Origin of the sequence: Fibrobacter sp. UWB11 (genome assembly GCF_900143015.1) — a bacterium.
Lineage (GTDB): Bacteria > Fibrobacterota > Fibrobacteria > Fibrobacterales > Fibrobacteraceae > Fibrobacter.
Window position 1 is genome coordinate 219,343 of the sequence record NZ_FSRT01000003.1, and the last position, 20,216, is coordinate 239,558.

General features: G+C 48.8%; 16 protein-coding genes and 1 riboswitch. Of the genes, 7 read left to right on the forward strand and 9 right to left on the reverse strand.

All coding sequences use genetic code 11. From position 1 onward, the window contains the following. Positions 1-7 precede the first annotated feature (7 nt). The 5 genes from BUQ91_RS13120 to BUQ91_RS13140 form a co-directional block, all read right to left on the reverse strand. Positions 8-1,702: an ABC transporter ATP-binding protein gene (locus tag BUQ91_RS13120; protein ID WP_074209598.1), complete on the reverse strand. Its 1,695-nt coding sequence runs from the start codon at positions 1,700-1,702 to the stop codon at positions 8-10. Then, on the reverse strand, positions 1,699-1,968 hold the full coding sequence (locus BUQ91_RS13125; RefSeq protein ID WP_072829473.1) for a PqqD family protein: 270 nt from the start codon (positions 1,966-1,968) through the stop codon (positions 1,699-1,701). The genes BUQ91_RS13120 and BUQ91_RS13125 overlap by 4 nt, the downstream gene beginning before the upstream one ends. Next, positions 1,965-2,399: a S24/S26 family peptidase gene (locus BUQ91_RS13130; protein ID WP_217693441.1), complete on the reverse strand. Its 435-nt coding sequence runs from the start codon at positions 2,397-2,399 to the stop codon at positions 1,965-1,967. The genes BUQ91_RS13125 and BUQ91_RS13130 overlap by 4 nt, the downstream gene beginning before the upstream one ends. Then, positions 2,396-3,265, reverse strand: coding sequence for a hypothetical protein (locus tag BUQ91_RS13135; RefSeq protein WP_074209599.1), 870 nt, complete (start codon positions 3,263-3,265; stop codon positions 2,396-2,398). The genes BUQ91_RS13130 and BUQ91_RS13135 overlap by 4 nt, the downstream gene beginning before the upstream one ends. Positions 3,266-3,573: 308 nt before the next feature. Continuing rightward, on the reverse strand, positions 3,574-5,631 hold the full coding sequence (locus BUQ91_RS13140; protein ID WP_175566646.1) for a glutamine synthetase III family protein: 2,058 nt from the start codon (positions 5,629-5,631) through the stop codon (positions 3,574-3,576). Between the two features lie 376 nt (positions 5,632-6,007). Between BUQ91_RS13140 and BUQ91_RS13145 the strand changes: the two genes are divergently transcribed. Next, positions 6,008-7,147: a sigma-54 interaction domain-containing protein gene (locus BUQ91_RS13145; protein WP_072829478.1), complete on the forward strand. Its 1,140-nt coding sequence runs from the start codon at positions 6,008-6,010 to the stop codon at positions 7,145-7,147. Between the two features lie 41 nt (positions 7,148-7,188). Here the strand turns inward: BUQ91_RS13145 and BUQ91_RS13150 are convergent, their stop codons facing one another. The 3 genes from BUQ91_RS13150 to BUQ91_RS13160 all read right to left on the reverse strand — a co-directional run bounded on the left by BUQ91_RS13150 (position 7,189) and on the right by BUQ91_RS13160 (position 11,630). Then, positions 7,189-8,265: an NHL repeat-containing protein gene (locus tag BUQ91_RS13150; protein ID WP_072829480.1), complete on the reverse strand. Its 1,077-nt coding sequence runs from the start codon at positions 8,263-8,265 to the stop codon at positions 7,189-7,191. A 71-nt stretch (positions 8,266-8,336) separates the two neighbouring features. Further along, complete coding sequence (locus tag BUQ91_RS13155; RefSeq protein ID WP_175566642.1) at positions 8,337-10,382, reverse strand: TonB-dependent receptor; 2,046 nt, start codon at positions 10,380-10,382, stop codon at positions 8,337-8,339. A 65-nt stretch (positions 10,383-10,447) separates the two neighbouring features. Continuing rightward, a riboswitch (cobalamin riboswitch) is annotated at positions 10,448-10,641 on the reverse strand. Positions 10,642-10,703: 62 nt separating this feature from the next. Beyond that, the gene (locus BUQ91_RS13160; protein WP_074209602.1) at positions 10,704-11,630 is read right to left on the reverse strand and encodes a DMT family transporter; all 927 of its coding nucleotides are present in this window, start codon (positions 11,628-11,630) and stop codon (positions 10,704-10,706) included. A gap of 226 nt (positions 11,631-11,856) precedes the next feature. On the opposite strand from BUQ91_RS13160, the gene BUQ91_RS13165 reads away from it, so the two are divergent. Next, a complete protein-coding gene (locus tag BUQ91_RS13165; protein WP_074209603.1) occupies positions 11,857-13,134 on the forward strand; it encodes an O-acetylhomoserine aminocarboxypropyltransferase/cysteine synthase family protein in 1,278 nt (425 codons plus the stop codon). Between the two features lie 121 nt (positions 13,135-13,255). Further along, positions 13,256-14,254 (forward strand): bile acid:sodium symporter family protein, encoded by a 999-nt coding sequence (locus BUQ91_RS13170; protein ID WP_074209604.1) that lies wholly within the window; start codon positions 13,256-13,258, stop codon positions 14,252-14,254. A 163-nt stretch (positions 14,255-14,417) separates the two neighbouring features. Here the strand turns inward: BUQ91_RS13170 and BUQ91_RS13175 are convergent, their stop codons facing one another. Next, positions 14,418-16,082 (reverse strand): putative transporter, encoded by a 1,665-nt coding sequence (locus BUQ91_RS13175; RefSeq protein WP_072829494.1) that lies wholly within the window; start codon positions 16,080-16,082, stop codon positions 14,418-14,420. 279 nt (positions 16,083-16,361) lie between these two features. Between BUQ91_RS13175 and BUQ91_RS13180 the strand changes: the two genes are divergently transcribed. From BUQ91_RS13180 to BUQ91_RS13195, 4 genes are all read left to right on the forward strand, one after another. After that, on the forward strand, positions 16,362-16,910 hold the full coding sequence (locus BUQ91_RS13180) for an NUDIX hydrolase (RefSeq protein ID WP_074209605.1): 549 nt from the start codon (positions 16,362-16,364) through the stop codon (positions 16,908-16,910). A 91-nt stretch (positions 16,911-17,001) separates the two neighbouring features. Next, a complete protein-coding gene (locus BUQ91_RS16005) occupies positions 17,002-17,868 on the forward strand; it encodes a patatin-like phospholipase family protein (RefSeq protein WP_074209735.1) in 867 nt (288 codons plus the stop codon). A gap of 152 nt (positions 17,869-18,020) precedes the next feature. Beyond that, a complete protein-coding gene (locus BUQ91_RS13190) occupies positions 18,021-18,887 on the forward strand; it encodes a TIGR02147 family protein (protein WP_072829498.1) in 867 nt (288 codons plus the stop codon). Further along, positions 18,884-20,215, forward strand: coding sequence for a carboxypeptidase-like regulatory domain-containing protein (locus BUQ91_RS13195; protein ID WP_074209606.1), 1,332 nt, complete (start codon positions 18,884-18,886; stop codon positions 20,213-20,215). The genes BUQ91_RS13190 and BUQ91_RS13195 overlap by 4 nt, the downstream gene beginning before the upstream one ends. Position 20,216 lies beyond the last annotated feature (1 nt).

Below are 20,216 nucleotides of genomic sequence, written 5' to 3' on the forward strand. Positions count from 1 at the left end.
CTAAAATTTAATTAGGCTTGATTCGAACAACTTCGTCACAGAGTTCGCATACTGCCGGGCGGTGCGTCACAAATATCATCGTTTTTTCAGGGAACATTGCAAATAAGCGCCTATAAAGTTCGCTTTCCGTCGATTCGTCAAGCGAGGCGCTGATTTCGTCGAATAGCAAAACATTTCCGGGCCGCAACAGTCCACGCGCAATCGCAATACGTTGCGATTGGCCTTCGCTAAGGCCACGGCCACGTTCTCCCAAATTCGTATCCAAGCCTTCCGGCAAATCAAAGACGAAATCAGCACATGCGGCATGCAAAGCCTGCCGCATCTCGGCGTCTCCGACGCCGGGCCTCGCGAACTGCAAGTTATGCCGTATCGTACCGCTCATCAGCGTATTGCCCTGCGGAACATACACAAACTCTTTACGTGTATCCTTTGCAACAACACGTTCAAATGCAGTGCCATCATGTTCTAAATAAATCAAGGCACGGCCTTCATCGGGAGCAACAAATCCGAGCAAGATTCTAAACAAAGTAGTCTTTCCCGTTCCAGTTTCACCCATAATGGCCGACTTGCTGCCCGGTTTAAAATCATGCGAAAAATGCGAAATAATTTCTTCCCTATTTCCTTTTTGCGCATTTTCCGTCTCATAGCCAAAACTCACATTTTCCAGACGGACACCCACTCGAACAGCATTTTCGCTTTGCGCAGCAACACTATCCAACAAATGCGACTCATCACGCTTTACCGGAACTTCTCCGGCATCGCGTTTCAATTCATCCAAACGATCAATACTCGCCGTCGAATGAATCAATTGCGGAACCATTCTCAAAAGCGTCAAAATCGGATGTTGGATTTGCCCCACCAACTGCAAAAAAGAAGTCATCGTTCCGATTGTAATTATTCCATCGCGCAGCCCAAGGCCACCCCATACAAACGCAAGTAAGTAACCAAGGCCAAAAGCAGAGCCCAGCGAAAAACGCGAAATCGTCGTGAATCGCGTACGGCGCAAAACATCATGTTCCAGCTTTTTCTGTTTTCCCTTCAAGAGCCCCGTCACCCAATTTTCACTTTCGAGCGAACGCAGCACCGCATTATATTCCACTGCTTCCTGCACCTGCATCTGGATACGGCTTTCTCCATCGCGAATATCAAGCGTCATCTGACGCAACTTTCGCGAGACCATTTTTCCAACCACAATCATTACAGGAGTAAAGAGCAACAGCGCCCATGCCAAGCGTACATCGAACCAACGCATCATGAGAAACGCACCCAAGAGTTGCACGCCCGTCACCAACATATCTGGAATCGTTTCCATCGTAGATGTACAGACCGTCTCAATATCTTTCGTGAGTCTCGACGAAATATCGCCCGAATGTAGAGGCTTGCTGCCGTACAGTTTCCGTTCGAACAGCAACTCAAAATAAGTCAAGCGCAAAGCATTCGACTTTCGCACCATTGCACTTGCATTCATGTAATAATACACAAGTCGAAGTACAATAGAGCCAACAACCGTAAGTACCAAAAAAACAACCATACGGATAACATCATCATTTGTCCCCGTACGGATAGTCTCATCAATAAACTGCTTGCTGAGCCATATCATCAAAAGTCCAAACGCAACACGCCCGACACCCACCATTATGCGAATGATGATATTTGCACGGAATCCGCGCAGTTCATGCCACAGCCAAGCAACGTACTTCATTCAACCACGTTTACTTTCTGCCATTCATTAACAATCGATGCCACATCTTTCAAGGCATCGTCTCTTGACACGTCATACTCTTCACAAAGTACATCCGTAAGGCTTTCTACCGTAAAATCACCTTGAGCCTCAGCCTGTTTCCACAACCATGATGCAGTTTCATTCAAACAAAGGAGTCGACCAAAATCAAGAGCGCCAACACCCTCACCCATAATTACTTGTTCACCGCAAACATCGCGCAGCACAAAACCATTCTTAATTTTCATAATTTAACCCTCTTATAAAACCATAGAAAGTAACGTCTAAAAGGTAGTAGAATATACCACAATTTTGCAGCACATTTCCGCCAAAACGTTTCTAATGAGCGTTTTTTGCCCTTAGCACTTACAACATAAACAACTTTTGCACGAACATCATCCCAATTGCAATGTTCCCGCAACGACAAATTGCCATCGCCCATCAAGGTCACGTGATTTCCGTCTATCGCCACAATGCGGTGTATTACATAATTACCAGTTTCAACTTTGGCAAGCACAACACTCCCGCGTTTACAACCTTCTGGACGTTCGAGGATAACTTTTTCAGAGCCACCTATAATAAAAGGCAACATGCTTACACCATTCACCGGAAACGTAACGGCCACGCCGTCGTCAACCAGGCGAATCGCCTCTGAAAGAATAAAATCATCCGAAATCACGCAATCGTCTCACAGCAAAGTTTAGCAGCAGCCTCATCCGGCAAACATTCCAAATGCCAAACAGGAACATGCGAAGCAAGCGAATTTTCTGTACGATGCAGGCCATCAGCAATAGCCCTGTCCCAGCGCTTTCCAGAAATACTAGGCAACAGCGCCGCATATGCCGACACGCCACGTAAACGTTCAATCTTATTATGCGGAGCCTGTTCCAACAAAACGAAGCCGCCTAACGGAGCATCCATATTTTTGTAGCATGGAGTTTTACCACTCCAAGGACTTCCATAAACTTTGGCGCACAAGCCATCTTCGAAAAAGCGAACGACAGGATTATCGTCATTCAACAATTCCGTACCGGCGATATGGCGCAGCCACAATCTTGCATGGGTACTTTTCCCCGTTCCGCTTTTTCCAAGGAACAGATATCCACAATTTTGATAAGTTACCACAGCGGCATGGAACAAAGTCGTTCCAAGATTTGCTGTAGCCAAAGCATACAAGACCATCAATGCGTTGTCAATAGAAAACTTATGGGTTTTTGATTTTTCTTCGGGCAGATAAAGTTTTGCCGACTTGTAGTCTTTTGAGCAAACCAACATTCCCGTTGAAACGCTCCTTAATACAAACTCAAAAGTCGGCAGATTTTCAGCGGTATGACCACAGATAATATCTTGGCCTTCCTCGCTCTGGCGCATTTCTTCCACATACTCAACGTAAGCACCCTGTACAATAGAAAGTGAGAAAACAGCATCACAAGCGTCATCATCATTTACAACGAAAGGTTCATAATTTTGCATCAACGAAAACATATCTTCGTCAGCATCAACAGAAAACTGATGTTCAGCAACCTTGTAATACCTTTTAGCCATAAATTCCCTTTACAGAACACATTTCAAGTATTTATTTCCAATAATAGAAAAAAAGACTAAAATTCAGACTCTATATAAAAAAAGCCGCGAGACATTCCCGCGACTTTTCAAATTGCACACAAGTCATCAGCCAACGACTAGTAGATGAATGGGCATATAGGCTTCCCACCTTCGACGGGAAGCCATGCTTTTCATTAGTAAATGAATGCGCATTGAGGCCTCCCACCTTCGACGGGAGGCCATGCTTTTCATTAGTAAACGAATGCGCATTGAGGCCTCCCACCTTCGACGGGAGGCCATGCTTTTCATTAGTAAATGAAAAGCATCTCTCTATACTTCGGCAGGGGCCAGAGTTCGTCGGGAACGATTTTTTCTAAGCCATCTACTTCCTTGCGGAGAGCGGCAATCGCATCGACAATGCCTTCATGGAGTCCACCAAGAGACTTTTCCATCACATCAATGGCAGCCGTCAAACGAGTCAAGCCTTCGCCGAGCGATTTGGCGTAACCGTCAAGACCCGGGAATCCTTGGTTCAAAGCCATTTCGTTTGTCTTGAGCGCATTGGAATATGCTTCCACGACCTTCGGCAAAATAATATTCTTTGCCATATCGCGAGCAATTTCACCTTCGATATGAATACGCTTGTGGAAGTCTTCGCAATTCACTTCGTAACGGGAAATCATTTCGGCACGGTTCATTACGCCATACTTTTCGAAGAGAGCAATATTTTCTTCCTTCGTCAAAGCCTTGAGCGCTTCCATCGAAGTGCGGATGTTCGGGAGGCCGCGTTTTTCGGCTTCCTTCACCCAATCTTCGGTATAGCCATTTCCGTTGTACAAAATGCGCTTGTGTTCCTTCACGATCTTTTGCAAAATTTTCTGCAAGCCCGTGTGGAAGTTCTTGTCATCAAGCTTTTCAAGCTGATCCGAAATCAAGTCGAAAGCTTCAGCGACGATTGTATTCAGAACAACATTCGGTTCAGAGCAGCTCTGGCTAGAACCTGGTGCACGGAATTCGAACTTGTTGCCCGTAAATGCAAACGGAGAAGTTCTGTTACGGTCCGTAGCATCGCGCGGGAGCGGCGGAAGCGTATCGGAACCAAGTTTCATGGCGCCAGCTTGCTTGCTGGACTTCGGTACACCTTGTTCGAGCTGTTCAATCACGTCGGTGAGCTGATCGCCGAGGTAAATGGAGATGATTGCCGGAGGAGCTTCGTGAGCGCCGAGGCGGTGATCATTGCCAGCACCTGCGCAAGTCATGCGGAGCAAATCTGCATGCGTATCGACGGCATACATGATGGCGCAAATGGCTGTGAGGAACACGGCATTTTGGTGCGGGTCCTTGCCCGGATTGAGCAAATTGCCCTTGCCGTAAGAAAGGCTCCAGTTGTTGTGCTTACCAGAACCGTTCACGCCAGCAAACGGCTTTTCGTGCAACAAGCAAACGAGACCGTAGCGGTCAGCCACATTGCGGAGCGTTTCCATCACGAGCATGTTATGGTCGCAAGCAAGGTTCACTTCTTCAAAAAGCGGAGCAAGTTCGAACTGAGCCGGAGCCACTTCGTTGTGGCGAGTCTTTGCCGGGATGCCAAGCTTCCACAGTTCCTTTTCCACATCGTTCATAAAGTTCAAGATGCGGCTCGGGATGCTGCCAAAGTAATGGTCATTCATTTGTTGGTGCTTTGCAGGAGTAGCACCGAAAATCGTGCGGCCGGCTTGGTACAAGTCCGGGCGTTGCAGATAAAATCTCTTGTCGATGAGGAAGTATTCCTGTTCGGCGCCGAGCGTGACGGTCGTCTTCTTGGGACCAGCCTTGAAGCAAGTCATGAGGCGGCGAGTCGACTTGGAAAGAGCCTGCAAACTGCGGAGGAGCGGAGTCTTCTTGTCGAGAGCTTCACCCGTATAGCTGCAGAAAGCGGTCGGGATGCAAAGCGTAGCACCATTGCCGTGACGCTTGATGAACGCCGGAGAAGTCGGATCCCAAGCCGTATAGCCGCGAGCTTCGAACGTAGAACGGAGGCCGCCACTCGGGAAGCTAGAAGCATCCGGTTCACCGACAATCAAGTTTTTGCCGCTAAAGGCCATAATTGCCTTGCAACCAGACGGTTCAAGGAAGCTGTCATGCTTTTCTGCAGTCGAGCCAGTCAAAGGCTGGAACCAATGCGTAAAGTGCGTTGCACCGCGATCCATTGCCCAGCGCTTCATTGCATGAGCGACATCGCCAGCGATGCTCGGATCAAGAGCGACACCTTCGTCAATCGTTGCGAGAAGCTTTTCGCAAATGTCCTTCGGGAGGTAGGTGCGCATGGCATCGGCATTGAAAACGTCTTCGCCATAAAAATCGACATTCGCAGGAGCGGCAGGCATCACAGCACTCACCGGAGCAGTTGCGATATCGTAGATGGCCTTATTACGACTATTGTTCATTTTTTTCCCTTAATGTCTTCCCCGTCTTGTCATCCCGGACCTGAGCCTGCCCCGGATATTTTCCGGGGTTCCGGGATCGCCATTTCAGAGATTTTTAATTAACAGACTATAAGTTAGCAATGCTTTTACCCCTTTGCACTGTACAAAATCGCCTAATTTCCGCCCTTTTCATTACATTTTTGTAAAATTTATTCAGTTTATTACATTTTTGTAAAACAAATAGCAAAATATTTGCTATATTAAACTCGTTCATCTCTCCTAGAGCTGCGTCGGGTTACCGCAGGCCCGGCGCAGCAACAGGGAATTCGGAATAAACATGGATATACAATCCCTTGAAAACACGACTTTCGCGGCCATTGTCGAGAAAATCCAAAAGGTTCGCAAGCGTGACGAGCTTCTTAAAAGCATTCAAGGAATTTTAAAGCACAACTTCGAATCCATCGAAAACGAACACCTCATCGAATGCCAAAAAATCCGTAACATCATCGAAGGCATTCCAGGCGAACTCATCGGTAACACGCGCGAAATGCGCGAAGTGAGCAAGCTCGTACGACAAATCGCCCCCACAAGCGCAACAGTCCTCATCCGCGGAAAAGCAGGCACCGGCAAAGAATACGTAGCAAGGAGCATTCACGAATTTTCAGACCGCAAAGAAAGCCCGTTCATCGCGCTCAACTGCGACGCCCTCACCGAAGGCGCAAACTCTTTTGAAAGCGAACTTTTCGGATTTGAACGTGGAGCATTCACAGGCGCCACCAACCGTCACATCGGCAAGGCCGAACAGGCAAACGGCGGCACACTATTCCTTGATGAAGTTGCCGACTTGCCACTCCCTGCGCAAATCAAGCTTTTACAGTTTATTCAAGAACAACGTTTTAAGCGCCTCGGCAGCAACATCGAGCAGCGCTGTAACGTGCGCCTTATCGCAAGCACTGGCAAAAATCTTGAAGCCATGATGCAGCAAGGGGCGTTCCGCGAAGATCTTTATTACCGTCTGAACATTTTCCAGATTTCGCTCCCCGAACTGGTCCAGCGCAAGACGGACATTTTGCTTTTAGCCGACCATTTCATCGAAAAAATGAATTACAAATACGGCAAGAAAATTTTGCGTTTAAGCTCGCCTGCCATCGATATGCTCATGAGCTACCACTGGCCAGGAAACGTGCGCGAACTCGAAAACTGCATTGAACACGCATGCCTCGCCACCACTGACGTTTGCATCAACGCTTACGATTTGCCACCCACGCTACAAACCGACGTCACGTCAGGCACATCCGTACTCCCCGAAGGCAACAGCCCGCTCGCCACGCTGATGGACAGCTACGAGCGAGAAATCTTGAGCGAAGCGCTCCGCCGTCATGACGGCAACATGAGCGCCGCCGGGCGCGACCTTTCTGTAAGCCCGCGCATGATGCTATACAAAATAAGGCGGCTAGGAATAGCCGCCTCGAACTAAGTAAATTGTCACCCCGACCATTGCGCCGGGGCATCAATCAATTATCTCACAAGAGCGATGCCGTAAACCGGGAGCATGTCCTTCGGGGCATCAATCTTCTTGAGCTTGCCTTCATCGTAAGAATAAAGGCCGCCCTTAGAGCCACGGTCACCAATGTAAAGGATGCCGTCAACATCGTCAAAGACGAGAGAACCTTCGACGTCGCTCACATCAGAAACAGTCTTCACGGACTTTTCAGAGAGATCAACCTTTGCAAGAGGAACATCGCCATAGCCCTTATAAATAGCGGCATAGCCAACACCGTCCGGGTCTACAGCAAATGCATAGACACCACCACCGAGTTTCTTACCGTCAACAACCATCGACGAATTCTTCTTAGAGAAGTCAACAACTTCGATACCGCGCTTGTCGTCAGCATCTGTGCCATAGGCTTCATTGTATTCACCCTGAGAAGCAACGTAAAGCTTACCCTTGGCAAAGCCCATTGCCATCGGGTTTTTCTTAGCAAGCTTAATCGTGTCGAGGAGATCGCCATTGCTAAGCTTGTACAAAGCAAGGAGACCCGGAGCCGGATAAGCGTAATTTTCAGAACGCTGGAAGAGAGCAAACAAAGTATCGCCGCTCACTTCAAAATCAACGAGGTTCGGAGTAGAGGCCTTACCCTGATTGAACTTTTTCGTTTCAACAGTCTTCGTGATCTTGCCATCCTTAACAGCAACCTTCACAAACTTGGCAGCGCCTTCCAAAGCCACCCAGACTTCATCCTTGTTGGCTTTCACAACGTCACTCGGATTGGCGCCATCATCCAATTCAACCTGCCACTTGACCTTGTTTTCCGAAGCATCAACAAGAGCAAGGTTATCAGCACCATATCTTTCGAGCACGAAAAGATTGCCATCAATACCGATAATCTTGGAATCCTGATTGAATTGTACAGACTTATCAGAAACACCGTCTTCGTTAACCCAGCGAAGTTCGCCTGTCTTGTAGTCAGAGCCGAACACGTAAACCGAAGCCGGCTTCAGCGGATCATCATCAGCAGAAGTGGAGTTATCCGAGCAAGCCGTCATATAGAGGGCAAGGGACGATGCCGTAGCAAGCATGAGGAATTTTTTCATAGTGGTTCCTTTTTATGTTTTTCGCAGACGATATGAATTACAGATTTTGCAAGTCACATTCTGCGCGGGGTTTAAAACCCCTGTGTTAATGTTAATTTGTACTCTCTCCCCGGAGTTGGGTATGATATATACGGGTTTCTATACGTTTCATTCGTCAAGTTCCGGAGAGCAAAAACAAGTCGTGTTTTTTCAAAAGGTGCATAGCCAAGCGAGACATGATGCAAATCCACAGCAGGTTGCTTGATGCGATTTGCACGGTCATCAAAAATTTCAGTGCGATATTCCGAAGTCCATGTCAAATCAAGATGATACGGCAAGTCAAATCGGGCCTCGGCATAATACGAACGCGCGGGTTCATTTGGAATTTGTTTACCATAGTAATACTTCTCATCGCTTCGATCTTCAGCATCCTGGAATGTTGCACGCAAAATCACAGAAAGCCATTTTTTCGGTTTGCTTTCAAGTTCTGCTTCAAGCCCACGCACATGAGATTCACCTATATTGACCGGTTTCGAAAATCCTCCACTCACCAGCCAATAAATTCCATTATCCACATGTGTTTCGAAATATGTTGCTCGAATGGCAGTATTGCTTTTCGGAATCATGTAATAGCCACCAATTTCAAAACGCAGCGCCGATTCATCTTTCAAATCCGGATTCGAGAGCATTCCCGGATAGACACCGTAAACTTCCATCAGTTGCGGCATGCGAGCAAAACGGCCAAAGCTCAAATTGCCTCCATACCGAGAATTCGGTGCGTCATAACGTACAAAGCCGCGGCTTGTCCAAGAAACGTTTCGCACATTTTCCGTTTTCAGCGACTTCGCTGTCGTCGGTTGCACAAACTTTCCACCATGCACCTCGTCCTTGACAATCGACGCAGACGCTTCACCACCGATAGAAAGATTCTTAACAACATCATAGGACACATCGCCAGAGACATTTGTCGCAATACGCATCAAGTTCCATTTACTCGACGAGGTTCCACGTTTTTCATAATAGGCCGCGTCCATCGACAAACGCACATTGGCCTCAAGGCGTTCACCAGAATAATTCGCAACAACTTCTGGAACCAAAGTGTAACCTGCAGCGCCATATTCCTGCAAGCCTGGTAAATCATAACCCAAGTGATCTAACTGATAATACGAATGCGAAGTCGCCTTTTCATATTTTCCCGTCAGCGAAAGTTCCAGCCAAAGCCAACCGAGCAACTGCGGAAGTTCAGCACGATATGTTGTCTGTGCAAACTCGCCCTTATACCCAGCCACAGACGTCTGGTAATCATCGCGTCCAGGGTTACCACCTTCCGAGCGACTAAAATTCATATTCAATGTCGAGAACACACCATTTGCATGCAAAACGCGAGCCTTGAAAAGCCCCGAATATTCTGTAAACTCCGCATTGCGACGCGTATCCGTAAAATCGTCATCGGGATTGTACGGCGTTCCATTTTGACTTTTAAATTCGTAATCGTTATCGCTATGGCGCACCGACAAAGACGCGCTCACCGATGCGCTATCCGTCAAGCGCGAGAGCAACTGTGTCGAAGCTTCCCACGTATTATGGCTACCATAGCTTAAAAGCACACGACCCGATTTTTTTTCTTCCGGCTTGAGCACGGCTTCGGCAGGCTTCGAACCTTTCGTGATAAAGTTGATGGCACCGCCAATGCCGCGACCACCAAACTTTGCCGGCACACGATCCTTGTAGACTTCAATCTTTTCAATCTGGTTCAAATCAATCGAGCCAAAATCAACCGCACCGCCCGACGCATCGTTCAGCGGGATGCCATCCATGCAAACGACAATGTTCTTTGCCGAAACTCCGCGAATACTCACGGTCTGGAAACTCCCAACACCACCCTGTCGCGTATATTGCACGCCCGGCAAAGACGCCAAGACTTCAGCGGCCGAAAGCGAACGACCTTCCCAAGCTTCGGGCAAGACTTCGGCATAGCTTGAAGATGCCTGTAAAGGCTTTACGTTTTCGGACGTTACTCCGTAAACAGACGATTCCCCTAAATCCTGAATAAACTCTTCGGAAAAACTAGAAACGCTCGCAAGCAGTACGGTCGCGCACACGCGAACGTCTAAAAGGCTGCGTCTGCACGCAGTCAAACACCCACGCAAACGCGTGGCTATGCAAAGCGATGTCTTTCGCACCGTTTAACAACCCGTGGCGCAAAGCGCCCGTTGTGCCTTACAGTTCTTCTGACTCGGGGATCGCTCTACTTCCAGCCCCTTCACACCCGCCTTGCGGCAAGCATTGGTTTATGCTGGTTTCGTCCTCCCTTACAGCGGCGAGACCGTTCCCGGCTTTCACGGGATTCTCTTATATCGCATCGTTAGCGACACGATACAGCGTTTTACCGCATAAGGCAATACCTATGAAAAATATAGTAAACATACGGGGATTTCAACCCCTCCCGCCTATTTTTGTCATTTTCGCGGTTTCCATTCCGCGAGCACCATGCCCGCAACGATAGCCGCCGCACCCGCAATCGCGACGGCTGTTATTTTTTCGTCAAGTGCAATCACCGCCGTAATAATCGTCACGAGCGGAATTGCATAAATGTAGTTGCTTGCGAGGACCGTCCCGATTTGCTTTAAAACTTTATTCCAAATCAAGTAGCCAAATAGCGACGAGAACACCGTAAGGCAAATAAAGTTAAACGAGACTACAGGCTCCGCAAAATTTAGCCACGGAACATCAAGCGCCTTTTGAACGCTACCGCCAGCCTCGATGAACACCGCCGGGATTGACGAAAGCGCCCCATAAAAGAACATCTTGCGCGTTATGAAAAGCGTAGAATACTTTTCATTCAGCGGACGCACAATCAAAGAATAAATCGTCCACATGCACGCCGAGCTAAACGCCAGCAAGTCGCCCACCGGGGAAAGCTTCAGGATAAACTTTCCATTCAACACCACAAGCACCATCCCGACAAACGTGACAAGGCACCCGATAATTTGCCGTTTGCAAAGACGTTCGCTCTTGTAAATAAGCCCTGCAAAAATCATCGTGAGTAGCGGATTCGTACAGACAATCAGCGACACATTGCTCGACGGTGAAAGCGTCAGTGCCGTATTTTCGGCCCAAAAGTAAAGCGTACAGCCCGTGAGCCCGCACACAAACAAAATCAATTCGTGCTTCCAGTTTTCGCAACGGAACTTTTTATGGGAGGCAGCGAGGAGCAACAAGTACGTCACCACGAACCGCAACGTGAAAATCTGCACCGCCGAAAAGCCGTGATTCAAGAGCACCTTCGTGCTCACGAAGCTCGTCCCCCAAAAGAGGATAGTCACGACAGCGAGAATGTGCCAAAGGGCAAGGCCGCGGGAAAATGTTGCAGAAATCTTTTTCATCGAAACAAAAGATAGAAAATACAAGCATCATTTCCTCTAACGAGCGAGAAATCCCAATTTTCCACCTTTGCTATAACTTTTTTCTATCACTATCTATAATTTTTGACTAATTATGCTTTATTTTTTTCAACCAACCCGCCTAGAGATTCACTTTACCCATAGACTCAGCTATAGAAAGCAACTATATTTCACACCATAAAAAATTTATTAGAAAAAGGAATTTCACATGTCCAAGATCGAAACTCTTTGTATTCAGGGCGGTTGGCAGCCGAAAAACGGCGAACCGCGCGTTCTCCCCATCTACCAGAGCACCACGTTCAAGTACGAAACGACCAATGACATGGCCGACTTGTTCGACCTGAAGGCATCCGGCTACTTCTACACCCGTTTGCAGAACCCGACCAACGACGCTGTTGCCAACAAGATTGCCGCTCTCGAAGGTGGTGTTGCCGCTATGCTCACGAGTTCCGGTCAGGCAGCAAACTTCTACGCAGTCTTCAACATCTGCGAAGCTGGCGACCATTTCATCAGCACTTCTGCTATTTATGGCGGTACGAGCAACCTCTTCTCCGTGACGATGAAGAAGCTCGGCATCGAATGCACATTCGTTGACCAGGATGCCTCTGACGAAGAAATTGAAAAGGCTTTCCGCCCGAACACCAAGTGCTTCTTCGGTGAAACCGTTGCAAACCCGGCCGGCAAGGTGCTTGACCTCAAACGCTTCGCTGACATCGCCCACAAGCACGGCGTTCCGATGATTGTGGATAACACGTTCCCGACCCCGATTCTCTGCCGCCCGATTGAATTCGGCGTGGACATCGTGACCCACTCCACGACCAAGTACATGGATGGCCACGCCATGGCAGTCGGTGGCTGCATCGTCGATAGCGGCAACTTCGACTGGGAAGCAAACCACGACCGTTTCAAGGGCCTCACCGAACCGGATCCGAGCTACCACGGTCTCGCCTATACGAAGGCTTTCGGCAAGGGCGCTTACATCACGAAGGCTACCGCACAGCTCATGCGCGACTTCGGTTCTATCCAGTCTCCGCAGAACGCATTCCTTCTGAACGTCGGTCTCGAAACTTTACACCTCCGCATGCCGCGTCACTGTGAAAACGCTCTCGCCTGCGCCAAGTTCCTCAAGAACCACCCGAAGGTCGCTTGGGTCAACTACGCAGGCCTCGAAGGCGATAAGTACTACGAACTCGCCCAGAAGCAGTTCAAGGGCGGCCTTCCGTGCGGCGTTCTTACGTTCGGCATCAAGGGCGGTCGTGAAAAGTCCATCCAGTTCATGGATAGCCTCAAGATGATTTGCATCGTGACCCACGTGGCCGACGCCCGCAGCTGTGTGCTGCACCCGGCAAGCCACACGCACCGCCAGCTCAGTGACGAACAGCTCATCGAAGCAGGCGTTGCACCGGACCTGATCCGTTTCAGCGTCGGTATCGAAAATGTCGAAGACATCGTCGCCGACCTCACGCAGGCTTTGGACAAGGTCTAAACAATCGTATTACACCTCAATACATCAAAAACGGCGCTGACCAATCAGCGCCGTTTTCTTATTCTCTAGCCACGCCCAGTGTATATGCCTATATTTAGGGTACTAAAAAGAAGGATACACAATGCTTAACTTAATAAGGGCTGTCAGCCGCTTTTTATCGACATACACATCGCTTTTCGTCATCGCATGTGCAGTCATCGCGTTTTTCATCCCCACGCTTTTCGGCTGGGTTCACGGCAACACGAGCTCGATTATTCTCGGCATCATCATGCTCAGCATGGGTCTCACCATCACCATGGACGATGTCCGCAACTTGATGAAACGACCCGGTGACATTTTCCTCGGCGCCGTCGCACAGTACACCATCATGCCGCTCGTTGCTTTTACGCTCACAAAGATTTTCGGACTTGATCCGTATTTGGCAATCGGTATTGTCCTTGTCGGTTGCTGCCCGGGCGGTGTTTCAAGCAACGTCATGAGCTTTTTGGCTAAAGGCGACGTGACCTATTCCGTGAGCATGACGATGGCAAGCACACTTCTCGCTCCGCTTATGACTCCGCTTTTGGTCCTTTGGCTTGCCGACACGAGCATCGAAGTAAACGCAGTCGGCATGTTCCTCAACATCCTTTACGTGACCGTCTTCCCGATTGCAATCGGCTTCACTTGCAACTACTTCTTCGGCAAGCGCGCTGGCTTCAAGGAATTCCAGGCAAACATGCCCGCCGTGAGCGTTATCGGCCTTGCGTTAATCGTCGGTGGCGTTATCGTGACCGTGCGTCCGCAGCTCTTAACGAACGGCATGGGGCTTATCGCGCTCATCCTCGCTGTGGTGTTTTTGCATAACGGCCTCGGTTACGTGCTCGGCTACAGCGTCGGTCGTTTGTTCAAATTCAACACCGCCAAGAAGCGCACCATTTCCATTGAAGTCGGCGTGCAGAATGCAGGCATGGCAACAGTCCTCGCCGGCGCATTCTTCGCCAACCCAGAAAATCTCGCACTTCACCCGGAAGCAGCCCTCTGCGTTGTTCCATGCGCCATCAGCTGCGCCTACCATTCCATCAGCGGCACAATCCTCGCCGGCATCTACGCGCACATGGACAAGAAGAAAACCAACGCTTAATAGCGTTCGAGGATGACAAAGCATTTGAAAAGGGCGGCCCTTTCGGGTCGCCCTTTGTTATGACCAGGAAAACGTATGTCAATACAACAAAACCAAAAATCCTCAAATGCACTCGCGGCACTTTACGAACATTCATCAAGAAGCCGCGCCACAAACCGTTCCGTCAAGATATCAGCAATATCGCTAACACCTGACCACTCAAGATTCTGAGCAACATCGTAAGCGGGTAAACAGATGCGTAACCGATATTTGTTGCTTCGGAATTGCTGAGTCCGTTTGCGAAAGCAAGTGCCGGAGGGTCCGTTGTTGCACCAGCAAGCACACCGCAAAGCGAGAGGTAATTGACCTTGAACACCGCCTTGCCCACAATCGCCACCGTCATTAACGGCACGAACGTGATGATTGCCGAGAGCGCCATGTAGTAAAAGCCATCGCCATTCAAAAGAACATCGAAGAACTTGATACCTGCATTGAGACCCACACAGCTGAGGAAAATCGTAATGCCAAGCTCGCGCAGCATAAGGTTTGCACTATTCGCCATAAAGAAGTTGAGCGGCCCCATCTTACGCTTACGGCTAAGGATAATTGCCACAATCAACGGACCGCCAGCAAGGCCGAGCTTGAGCGGAGTCGGCATGCCAGGAATCGCCACCGGAATGCTTCCGACAATCACGCCAAGGAAAATACCAAGGAATGCCGGCAGAATTTCTGGATGGTCCAGCGCCGTGAGGGAGTCACCCAGTTCCTTTGCTGCAGCCGTAATCGCATCCGGCGTACCCACCACTAACAACTTATCCGCAAATTTCACACGAATATCGAGGCGCCCCGTAAACTTGAACCCGCCACGCGTCACACGGCTTACTGTCACACCGAAACGGTCGTTCAAAGCAAGCTGCTGGATGCTCTTTCCAAGAATTTTCTTGTTCGTCACGAGAATCGTCTTGACAGCCAAATTCGACTTCTGGAGCGTAATCGGTGTTGCCTGCTTTTCGCCAATAATCTTTTCCAAGCCCTCAATCGCCTCGGGCATTCCGACCACATGCACCAAGTCACCAAGTTCCAGCGTCAAGTCACCCTTCGGCATATTGATCACCTGGTCGCGAGCATGGCGCGTCACCACGGCACCCGTCGAAATAAGTCCCGGAATGTCCTTGATTTTGCAACCCACAAGATTTGCGTTATCTACTCGAAGCGTGCAAGACATGATTTCCTTGGACTGTTCCGCAATTTCCTTCTGGTATTCAGCAGCAGCGGTGTCCGGTTTTTGCTTAAAGAACACACGCACAAGAATCATCACGAGGATAATACCGATTACACCGAACGGATAAGCGACTGCATATCCCACACCCGTCAAAGAAGCATCTACACCCGCAGCCGTGAGTGCCGAATTTGCAGCACCCAGCGAAGGAGTGTTCGTCACAGCGCCGCAAAGCATCCCGATCAACACAGGAACGTTGTCATGCATACTCGTCGTAAAGTAGATGAGGACGGTAGCAAGTACGCCCAGAAGGACAATGCTCACTGCGAGAATATTGAGCACCAACCCGTGTCGCTTTAGGGAGTCTATAAAGCCCGGGCCTACCTGCATACCGATTGTATAAACAAACAAAATAAGACCAAATTCTTGCATAAAGTGGAGTACGCTGGGCTCAATCCGCATTCCGATATGACCGAGCAGGATTCCCACGAACAGAGCACCAGCTCCTCCAAGGCTAACGCCTTTAACTTTGATTTTCCCCACCATGATACCAATGGCAGCAGTAAGGGAAATAACCAAAACTTGTTGTCCGACGGAAGGTTTAACGAGTAAGTCAATAAGCCAATCCATATACCATCCTTATTTTGCGCCCCAAATGTAGCATTGGAGATTGATAATGACTAATAGATTATTTATATTGTATTAATAACTAAAAATGATAGATAACGCACTTACGCCATCTGCGCCCCCAACAATGTTATTTACTAATATAATTTAGCCCTACAAAAACGGCAAATTCCATCCACTTTACTTTTAGCAATTCGCCCCTAAGAACGCGAAATAAACGCTACATTTCTATATTGTTTTGCAATTAAACCCGGTACTTTCGGTAAAATCAAGGCGGCACAAATGGCAGAAGAAATGATCGACATTCTGAACAGCGACGGGACTCCAGCAGGATATGCACGCGGTAGAACAGAGGTCCACGCCAAGGGGCTTTGGCACCGCACGGTCCATATTTGGGCATTTGACACCCACGGCAGAATCGTTTTCCAGCTCCGTAGCCACCTCAAGGAAAACAATCCGAACTTGCTCGACACAAGCTGTGCAGGGCACATTACCGCAGGCGATGACAGCCGCAACGCCGCCATTCGTGAACTCCGCGAAGAGATGGGCGTCGAAAAACGTCTGGACGATCTCGAATATCTTTTTGAAGCAACCCACGAGAACGTTCTGAACAACGGAACGTATTTCGACAACGAGTATTACGATACTTTTAAGATTATTTTGTCCGACGAAGAAGCCGCGCATTTAGTTCCGCAACCGGGTGAAGTTGACGATTTCGTTTGGATGACACCGGCCGAATTCCTTGAAAATTACGCTAAAAACCCCGAAAAATTTGTAGACCACCCCAAAGATTATGCTTGGATTCGTTCCATTTTAAATACGCAAAAATAAGCATTAAATAGTTAAAACAAGTCCACATTTTATATACATTTTTTAATGGGTTCGGGTTGATATGTTAGGATTTTTACGGGGGATGGCATCCATGAAGTACAAAAATACAGCCATCGTTGTAGAGGGCGGCGGTTTACGCGGCGCGTATTCCGGTGGCATTCTTGACATTCTTGCAGACAAAGAAATTAAATTTGGAGGTGCAGCCGGCACGTCCGCAGGCGCCATTCATTTGTGCAGTTTTTTATCAGGGCAAATTGGCCGCAACTTTCGCGTCGACACAATTCACTCTAAAAGTCCACGTTACATGAGCTTTAGAAACCTGTTATTCACAGGTGATTACTTTGCGTTCGACTATTGCTACAAACAAATTCCTTACAAGATCGATCCGTTTGAATTTGACAAGTTCACCGAGCAATGCCAAGAGACCGAATTTCATGTTTGCATGACAAACGTGGAAACAGGCCTAGCCGAATACCCACGCATCACCGACTACCGCAACGAAGACGAGATGAACAGCATCCGCGCGTCAGCAAGTCTACCGATTCTGAGCAAAATGGTTGAAATTCACGGGAAAAAATACCTGGACGGAGGTGTTGCCGACAGCATCCCGTTCGAGTGCATGTTCAAGAATGGTTTTGAACGCGTCGTCGTAATCCTTACACGCCCGCTCGGCTACCGCAAAAAAATCAACAAGGCGCTCCCGCTTGTAAAACTCGCCTACCGCCATTACCCGAAATTCGTCAATGCGATTGCCACGCGCCACATCCGCTACAACCAGGCACTGGACAAACTCGCGAAGCTCGAAGCCGAAGGAAAGGCGTTCATCTTCCGCCCGAGCAAGCTCATCAAGATTTCGGATATTGAATCCAACAAGAAGAAAATTGCAGAACTCTACGAGCTTGGGAAACAGGACGCACACGCAAAAATGCCGGAACTGTTGAAATTTTTGGAAGACTAGGGGATTTTTCAGCCCCGGTCCGAGACAAAAGTTCCCATTTTTTGCACTTATTTCGGCATTTTTCTCCATTTGTTGAACATTTTGCAACAAAAAACAACGTTTTCACAACACCAATTCACAACATTCAGGCATTACTATGGTAAATTTATAGTATGCCCGAAGTATTAGACTATCTGGAATACCGCGAGTACCTGAAGGACTGGTTTGTCGAGACTAAAAAAGACAACCCGTTCACCTCGTACCGCTATCTCGGCCAGAAAACCGGCGTGGATCCGGCCTGGCTTGTCCGCGTTTTCCAAAAAGAAGGCCACCTGAACGAGAGCACGCTGCCCGTGTTCATCAGAATTTGCGGCCTCGACGACAGACGGGCAGAGTATTTCAAGACACTTTACAGGTTCAACAAGACCAAGGCAAAGCAGACGCTTTCCGAGCTTTACTACAAGCTTTTGGAACTCCGCTCGCTTGAAACACGCGTGCTTTCTGAACCGGAACTCGCGTATTTTGGCAGCTGGGCATGTGCAGCGCTCCGCGCCCTCATCGGCATTACGAAGGACACGAGCGACATCGCAAGCCTCGGCAAGCACTTGAACCCGCCTATTTCGCAGGATGATGCCCGTAATGCGCTCGGCATCTTGAAGCAACTTGGGCTCGTTGTGCCGGACGGCACCGGCGGTTGGAACATCACCGACCAAATTATCAGTACCGGCGGAGAAGTAAAAAGTTCCGCAGTCCGCAGTTTCCACAGACACACGATGGAACTTGCACAGGAATCGCTGGACCGCCACAAGCCCGAAGAACGCGACATTTCGAGCGTGGTATTCACCGCTGATGAATCCGACTTGCCCGAAATCAAGCACAAAATTGAAGAATTTCGCCGCGGACTTTTGCAGTTTGCCCGCAAGAGCGAACGCGCCGACCGCGTTTATGCACTGAATATCGCTATGTACCCCCTCTCCGACAAGGTAGCCGACCCGGCAACAGGCCCTACCTCGCCAGAAAACAACGGAGGTGCAAAATGATTTTCAAAAAGAAATTATATATTAAGGGTATGGACTTGAAGCAGAACAATAACAGACGCATGATTTCGCTGATTGCACCGCTTGCAATCGGGTTTTCACTTTGCGCCTGCGGTTCTGACAATGTTGCTGGTGGCGGCCCGAGCGGCACAGAAGCCGGAAACGCCATAACTGCACAGATCCTTATTGCAGATGCACCGGCCGCCAATGCCCGCATCAAGCTCGTCGAACATAATAGCCTTGACGGTCAAGGCTACACGGCAACCACAGACTCGAACGGTTTTGTCTCTATCGAGCACGTCGCCATCGGCAACTACACGATGGAAGCATCCCTCAACGAATCCGCACTTGCACTCCAGATTCCTGTGGATGTCAAGGACACCGTAAGCGATGTCGCATTGGGCCAGCAGAATCTGCAGAAGTCTGTCTTTATCGGCGGTTCCATTGCCGACTTTATCGACGACACGACTGAAAGCCTGAAGAACATGAACGGTTTTGTCAAGTTCCGTGGTCTCGACCATTCTACCGCCATTACAAACGGCAAGTTCCAGGTATTCGGCCTCCCGGCAGGACACCTGAACATGGTGTTTATCCCGGCTGAAACCGTCGACACGGTAAAAGTCGCTGTCGAAACGGACGCAGGGGATTCCATCACTACGCTCAAGCCGAAAACTCCGGAACCGGAAAAAGAAACTCTCGTCATAGATGATTTCGAAGATGGGGACTTCTACCACAATCTGGCCAAAGAATACACAAATTTCATGTTCGGCGGTGGCCAATGGGCGATAATGAACGATCCAGCGGTAGTAAACGTCGATTCAGTGCCAGGCTCATTCAAAATTACCCCAGTTGCAACATACACCCCGTTCGGCGGTTCTCCTTTTACCGCAATCATTCAAGATGATGGAAACGGAGGCAAGGAAGTCCACTGTACAATAGAATTTCCAGACACATCCGTGTACAAACAGGCCAGCATGATCATGAAAGTGGATATCGGAAATGCGGGCACAGCCTATGACCTAAGCCCGGTCGATACGATCGCTTTTGATACATGGGGTCAGGGTACTGTGTATTTTGCAATACTTGATATCACTCAAACAGATATAGATCCAACACTTGGCGGTGCCGCATATACAATCGGCAAAGCCCCGATTGAACTCACTGAAGAAAAGAAGAAATACAAGTTCGCTCTCGCCGACATTCTCCCCGACGAAGAAAAACGCAAGAAAGTATCGACAATTGGAATTTCATTCCGCTACAATACGGAAATCCATTTTGACAATCTTGAATTCATCGGCAATAACTTGCTGAACATCTGGAAGCGGCAGTAAC

Bases quoted from the DNA above. Each gene is read 5' to 3' on its own strand.
- BUQ91_RS13120 (WP_074209598.1), bottom strand. From the start codon at position 1,702: ATGAAGTACGTTGCTTGGCTGTGGCATGAACTGCGCGGATTCCGTGCA.
- BUQ91_RS13125 (WP_072829473.1), bottom strand. From the start codon at position 1,968: ATGAAAATTAAGAATGGTTTTGTGCTGCGCGATGTTTGCGGTGAACAA.
- BUQ91_RS13135 (WP_074209599.1), bottom strand. From the start codon at position 3,265: ATGGCTAAAAGGTATTACAAGGTTGCTGAACATCAGTTTTCTGTTGAT.
- BUQ91_RS13140 (WP_175566646.1), bottom strand. From the start codon at position 5,631: ATGCCTGCCGCTCCTGCGAATGTCGATTTTTATGGCGAAGACGTTTTC.
- BUQ91_RS13145 (WP_072829478.1), top strand. From the start codon at position 6,008: ATGGATATACAATCCCTTGAAAACACGACTTTCGCGGCCATTGTCGAG.
- BUQ91_RS13150 (WP_072829480.1), bottom strand. From the start codon at position 8,265: ATGAAAAAATTCCTCATGCTTGCTACGGCATCGTCCCTTGCCCTCTAT.
- BUQ91_RS13160 (WP_074209602.1), bottom strand. From the start codon at position 11,630: ATGAAAAAGATTTCTGCAACATTTTCCCGCGGCCTTGCCCTTTGGCAC.
- BUQ91_RS13165 (WP_074209603.1), top strand. From the start codon at position 11,857: ATGTCCAAGATCGAAACTCTTTGTATTCAGGGCGGTTGGCAGCCGAAA.
- BUQ91_RS13170 (WP_074209604.1), top strand. From the start codon at position 13,256: ATGCTTAACTTAATAAGGGCTGTCAGCCGCTTTTTATCGACATACACA.
- BUQ91_RS13175 (WP_072829494.1), bottom strand. From the start codon at position 16,082: ATGGATTGGCTTATTGACTTACTCGTTAAACCTTCCGTCGGACAACAA.
- BUQ91_RS13180 (WP_074209605.1), top strand. From the start codon at position 16,362: ATGGCAGAAGAAATGATCGACATTCTGAACAGCGACGGGACTCCAGCA.
- BUQ91_RS16005 (WP_074209735.1), top strand. From the start codon at position 17,002: ATGAAGTACAAAAATACAGCCATCGTTGTAGAGGGCGGCGGTTTACGC.
- BUQ91_RS13190 (WP_072829498.1), top strand. From the start codon at position 18,021: ATGCCCGAAGTATTAGACTATCTGGAATACCGCGAGTACCTGAAGGAC.
- BUQ91_RS13195 (WP_074209606.1), top strand. From the start codon at position 18,884: ATGATTTTCAAAAAGAAATTATATATTAAGGGTATGGACTTGAAGCAG.